Origin of the sequence: Hyphomonas sp. GM-8P (genome assembly GCF_003263315.1) — a bacterium.
In the GTDB taxonomy this organism is placed as follows: Bacteria; Pseudomonadota; Alphaproteobacteria; order Caulobacterales; family Hyphomonadaceae; genus Hyphomonas.
In genome coordinates this window covers 1-4,815 of sequence record NZ_AWFE01000110.1, presented here as the reverse complement: position 1 = coordinate 4,815, position 4,815 = coordinate 1, and the positions used below count along the sequence as shown (strand labels likewise).

7 protein-coding genes are annotated in these 4,815 nt (G+C 58.7%); all 7 read left to right on the top strand.

The window, feature by feature from the left end:
- Window positions 1-2 precede the first annotated feature (2 nt).
- Complete coding sequence (locus HY26_RS16205) at window positions 3-506, top strand: antirestriction protein ArdA (RefSeq protein WP_158531539.1); 504 nt, start codon at window positions 3-5, stop codon at window positions 504-506.
- Between the two features lie 13 nt (window positions 507-519).
- Window positions 520-732, top strand: coding sequence for a hypothetical protein (locus tag HY26_RS16200; protein ID WP_112074127.1), 213 nt, complete (start codon window positions 520-522; stop codon window positions 730-732).
- On the top strand, window positions 729-1,205 hold the full coding sequence (locus HY26_RS16195; protein ID WP_112074126.1) for a hypothetical protein: 477 nt from the start codon (window positions 729-731) through the stop codon (window positions 1,203-1,205). The genes HY26_RS16200 and HY26_RS16195 overlap by 4 nt, the downstream gene beginning before the upstream one ends.
- Window positions 1,206-1,252: 47 nt before the next feature.
- A complete protein-coding gene (locus tag HY26_RS16190; RefSeq protein WP_112074125.1) occupies window positions 1,253-3,022 on the top strand; it encodes a ParB/RepB/Spo0J family partition protein in 1,770 nt (589 codons plus the stop codon).
- A gap of 445 nt (window positions 3,023-3,467) precedes the next feature.
- On the top strand, window positions 3,468-3,791 hold the full coding sequence (locus tag HY26_RS16185) for a DUF736 domain-containing protein (protein WP_112074124.1): 324 nt from the start codon (window positions 3,468-3,470) through the stop codon (window positions 3,789-3,791).
- A gap of 179 nt (window positions 3,792-3,970) precedes the next feature.
- Window positions 3,971-4,207 carry a helix-turn-helix domain-containing protein gene (locus HY26_RS16180; RefSeq protein WP_112074123.1) on the top strand — a complete coding sequence of 79 codons (237 nt, stop codon included), beginning with the start codon at window positions 3,971-3,973 and terminating at the stop codon, window positions 4,205-4,207.
- Entirely contained in the window at window positions 4,204-4,710 is a 507-nt protein-coding gene (locus tag HY26_RS16175; protein WP_112074122.1) for a S26 family signal peptidase, read from the top strand. The genes HY26_RS16180 and HY26_RS16175 overlap by 4 nt, the downstream gene beginning before the upstream one ends.
- Window positions 4,711-4,815: the final 105 nt, after the last annotated feature.

Sequence of the window (4,815 nt, the reverse complement as noted above, 5' to 3'; positions counted from 1 at the left end):
ATGTGGCGTCCGATTATCCCATCTGCCTTGCAGCTTACAATAATGGCTACCTGCACGGACGCTGGATTGATGCAACCACGCCCGGCGAGATTTGGGTAGAGGTCCGCGCCATGCTGTCCGCCTCGCCCATTACCGAAGCCGAAGAGCACGCGATTCATGACTATGAAGGGTTCGAGGGCTGCAACATTTCCGAATATGCCAGCTTTGAGACAGTGTGCGACTTGGCCGACTTTATCGCCGATCACGGCGCGCTTGGTGCGAAACTCTACCGCCATTTCGGCGATGACCTTGAGCAAGCCCGCGCCGCTTTTGACGATTATGCGGGCGAGTATCGCAGCGCTGCGGACTTTGCCGAGCAGCTACACGAGGACACCGGCACCGAGATACCGCAGAGCCTGCAATACTATATCGACTGGCAGGCCCTTGCCCGCGACATGGCGCTGAATGGCGAGATCATGGTGTTCCAAACGGGCTTCGATGAAGTCCACATTTTCTGGTCGCGATAGGGAGTGCTGAGATATGACTCCCGAAACCACGCGTTACCGCTTCACTGTCGAAGAATTGCAGCAGGCCGACGACTGGCAGGAAGGCTTTTGCCTTGCCTGCCGTGCGCCCCGCGAATGCTGCGAACCAGATGCACAGCGCTACCGCTGCGATGAATGCGGCGAACATGCCGTGTACGGCCCGCACTGGATCGCTATTGCCGGACTCTTTTCGGAGGGCACGGCATGACGTTGACGGAACGCTTCCAAGCCTTCGTGTGTGAAGGCGACAGCATCACCTGCGAGGTTGCAGGCTTTGAAATCACCGCACGGATTGTGCGCGATGATTGCGGCGATGCACCAGACGAGCGCCAGGACGGATTTTGGCCGTCGCTCTACAAGGACAGCGCGGGCTTTATCGGTGCCGGTCCGAACCATCGCGCTCGCTTTGACGCGGCGCAGGCCCGCGCCGAAGCGATCATGGAAGCATGGCGCAAGGATGAATGGTTCTATTGCGGGATCGTTCTGTCTATCGCGAGAGAAGGCATCGTGCTCGACGCCCATGCCGCGAGCCTTTTGGGCATCGAGGCCAACTATCCTGACTCAGCGAACAGCCACCTGGATTCAGTCGCAAACGAGCTTTTGCCCGAAGCGCTGGACACTGGACGCGCCGCGATTCAACGCCTTTGCACAGCGGTCACAACAGACGAGGCGCGCGCATGAGCGCGCGCCCGTCATCCCCAACCAACTCAAATCAAGGAGGCCCGATCATGGCCCAACTTATTCTGAAATCCATTCCGCTCAACCAGCTGAAAATCTCCAAACTCAATATGCGCCGCAGCCGGAAGAAGCCCGACGTGTCGGATATTCTACCGTCTATCAGGGAGAGCGGCATTCGTCAGACTTTGCTGGTGCGCAAGGAAGGCGATCAGTATGGCGTCGTTGCCGGACGGCGGCGCTATTTCGCGCTAAAAGCCCTTGAGAAGGAGACAGGCGTCACCCCGCACGTGCCTTGCGCGATTATGCATGAGGAGGACGCCGCCAGCGCCATTGCGGCATCTGTCATCGAGAATGTCGGACGCCTGCCAGCTTCGGACATGGAACAATACACAGCGTTCAAACGGCTGCATGAAGAAGGCCGCGCTGTTGATGACATCGCCGCCTTCTTTGGCGTCACGGAACTCTTGGTTAGGCGGGTTCTGGCACTGGCCTCGCTGGCGGAACCCATACGGAAACTCTACGCCGAGGACGAGATTGACCGCGAGACGATCCGCGCCCTGACTCTCGCCACGGACGAGCAGCAGGCAGAATGGCTACGCCTCCATGAGAGCGAAGACGAACGCGAACCGCGTGGCCGAAACTGCAAAGCATGGATCACGGGCGGGGCCATTATCACGACCGACAAGGCGCTGTTTGAACTTACAGACTATGACGGTCAGATCACCGCAGACCTGTTTGGCGAGTATGGCGTCTTTGCGGATGGGGACACATTCTGGAAAGCGCAATCGGCAGCCGTGGCACAGCGGGTTGAGACTTATATCGCAGACGGCTGGACGGACGTGGTCTGCCTTGAGCGCGGGGCATATTTCCATCGCTGGGACCATGTGACCAAGACGAAGAAACAAGGCGGAAAGGTCTATGTCGAGTGTCGCCATGATGGCACGGTGACCTTCCACGATGGCTATATCTCTCAGGCCGAGGCGCGGCGACGCGACAAGGACACGCCAGCGTCCGGTAAGGCGGAAGCCGCGCCGGTAAAGCCGGAAATGTCCGGTCCTTTGGCAGAATATCTCTTACTGCATCGCCATGGCGCAGCCCGCGCCAGCCTGCTTGGGCAGCCCGCCATTGCGCTGCGCCTGATGGTCGCCCATACGATGACTGGCAGCGCCCTCTGGGATGTGCGCGCGCATGAATGCCGCTCGCGGAAGGAGGAAACGCAGGCCTCCATTGAAGCCTCGAAAGCGCAAGACCAAGTGGACGCCGCGCGGGAGCGGGTTGCCAACCTGTTTAGCGCGCTTGGGGTCAATGGCGAGATGCGTCGCAATGGCGATGGCTATCGTTTGTGCGAAATCTTCACCGCCATGCTCGCGATGTCGAATGAAGAAGTCGGCGAGGTTCTAGCCTTTGCCATGGCCGAAACGCTGGAAGCGGGCGGGCCTGTCGTTGAGACCGTTCTGCATGTCTGTGGCACCGACTTGTCTGCCTACTGGAAGCCGGAACCGGCCTTCTTTGAACTGACCCGCGATAAGCGGGCGATCAATGCGATGGTGGCAGATATTGGGAGCAAATCGCTGGCGGAGAGCTGCGCCACTGATCCCGCCAAAACCCAGAAGATCATCATCGAAAATCGGATCATGGGCGAAGGCTGCGCCCCAAATCCCGATTGGCGTCCGGCATGGATGCAGATGCCGCCATCGCGCCTTGTCGAAGGTGCGGGGTCTGCGCCTGTCGAAGCGTGGGACCGGATCAAGGGTCTGTTCGAGGCGGGCGAGACAGATGCCAGTCCCGAAGATGTCGATACGCAACAGGACGCCGCATGACGTTTTTGTCTCCCGTCAGTGCGATGTGAGAGGCCGTCCGGTGCTGGTCATCGGGCGGTCTTTCGCTTGCCTTGTGACGATGGGTGCGGGCAAGGTTCATCAAAGGAAGCGATCCAAAAAATGCCCTTCTGTGGGGTCGCTTTGTATCCGAGGCCCAAGCAAGTGGCGCTCTTTTCTGATGTTTCCTTGTCAAAGGAAGACCCCTTGTTCCCGTCTCTTGCCGTATGACCTGGACGAGGCCTGCCGCGCCTGAAACCGGCCCTGCGAAGAATTTTCCTCTGCGCTTGCGCGCATTCACCGCGAAGCAAAATTCGTCACCGGTCCGGTGCTCCACTTGCGTTGCGCCCCTGCGGGTTCAGGCCCGTCCAGCATCGTCCTGACGGTCCGGCGTCGACGGGGACAACGGGTCCCCGCTGGCAGCCAAGGAAACGAAAAGGAGAACACCATGGCCAACGCACTCGGATATGTCAGCGAAACCAAAACAGGCTTTGAAGGCACCCTCGCAATGATGAACCTCGCCGCTTCGATCCGCATCGAGAAAAATGCGGAGAAGACGGTCGAAACCCAGCCCGACTACCGCATCTTCGCCGGAGAAACTTCGACAGAAATTGGCGGCGGTTGGATGCGCAAAGCTAAGGCATCGGGACGCGATTATATCTCGATCACGCTGGCAGACCCTCAGATCGGACCACGCAAGATCTACGCAAATCTCGCGCCCGTGAAAGGCAAAAAAGGCCGCCACGTCATCCTCTGGAACCCGCGGGACTAGGGGCAGCCGTCATCACCCAAGAGCCGCTCCGGAGATCATCTTCGGGGCGGCTTTCTGTATAAAAACATTGGTTAATGCCGGGGCGGAATATGCAGAGGTCGCTTTTTGCGGCTACACATTCCGGCATCGCGCGGCATCTTTTTCTTTGTCTGATGACTAATAGAAAGGAGTGCTTAGACATGCCACGCGACAAGAAAAATACGACCTGCAAGGATGAATTACCAGAGCTTCTAACCGCTGCGGAGGCCGCGGAGTTTTTGCGGCTATCGCCCATCACCTTGTCCCATTATCGCTATCAGGGACGAGGTCCCATTTACCGCAAGCATGGCTGGCGCGTCTATTATACGCGCGAAGATCTTGTGGCCTGGTCAGACGGACAACGCTGGGCCTCTACGGGCGAGCCGATCCGGTCATGAGAAGGCGCAAGGGGCTAGTATGCATCACTGTTATCGGGGTCGGATTGGTTGCATTCGGGGCGGTGTTCAATCCATCCGATCGCCTGATCTGGAACCGGACAGCGAGCGCACCCGAAGGGTTATACTGGCTGAGCGACGCGCCCTTTGCCCATGGCCGCTGGGTCGTCGTCTCAGCCAGTGCGCATGAGGCGCAATGGGCTGAAGCACATGGGTTTGTGGGGCGGGATTGGCCGCTTTTGAAGCAAATCTCTGGAACCCCAAGCGATGAGGTTTGCAGGGAAGGTGTGCGTATTCAAATCAATGGATTGGAGGTTGGAGCCGCTCATATTGAAGACCGACTGGGACAAAACTTACCGGTCTGGTCGGGCTGTATTCTGCTTCAGGATGGGCAGTATTTCTTGATGAATGACCATCCAGACTCACTGGATGGCCGCTATTTTGGACCGACCGATGCGGCTCATCTGGACGGGGTTGCTACTCTGGTCGTGACATGGGGCCACTAGAGATGGTGGCGTGTTCCGGCAGATGGCGGCATTTTGCGGCGAAAGGCGACGTTGGATTAGATAGCGAACCCGGCAGTGCTGTCGTAAACCCGCCAGCTCCCGGCC

Excerpts from the sequence above, each read along its gene's own strand:
- HY26_RS16200 (WP_112074127.1), top strand. The coding sequence starts at position 520 with ATGACTCCCGAAACCACGCGTTACCGCTTCACTGTCGAAGAATTGCAG.
- HY26_RS16195 (WP_112074126.1), top strand. The coding sequence starts at position 729 with ATGACGTTGACGGAACGCTTCCAAGCCTTCGTGTGTGAAGGCGACAGC.
- HY26_RS16190 (WP_112074125.1), top strand. The coding sequence starts at position 1,253 with ATGGCCCAACTTATTCTGAAATCCATTCCGCTCAACCAGCTGAAAATC.
- HY26_RS16185 (WP_112074124.1), top strand. The coding sequence starts at position 3,468 with ATGGCCAACGCACTCGGATATGTCAGCGAAACCAAAACAGGCTTTGAA.
- HY26_RS16180 (WP_112074123.1), top strand. The coding sequence starts at position 3,971 with ATGCCACGCGACAAGAAAAATACGACCTGCAAGGATGAATTACCAGAG.
- HY26_RS16175 (WP_112074122.1), top strand. The coding sequence starts at position 4,204 with ATGAGAAGGCGCAAGGGGCTAGTATGCATCACTGTTATCGGGGTCGGA.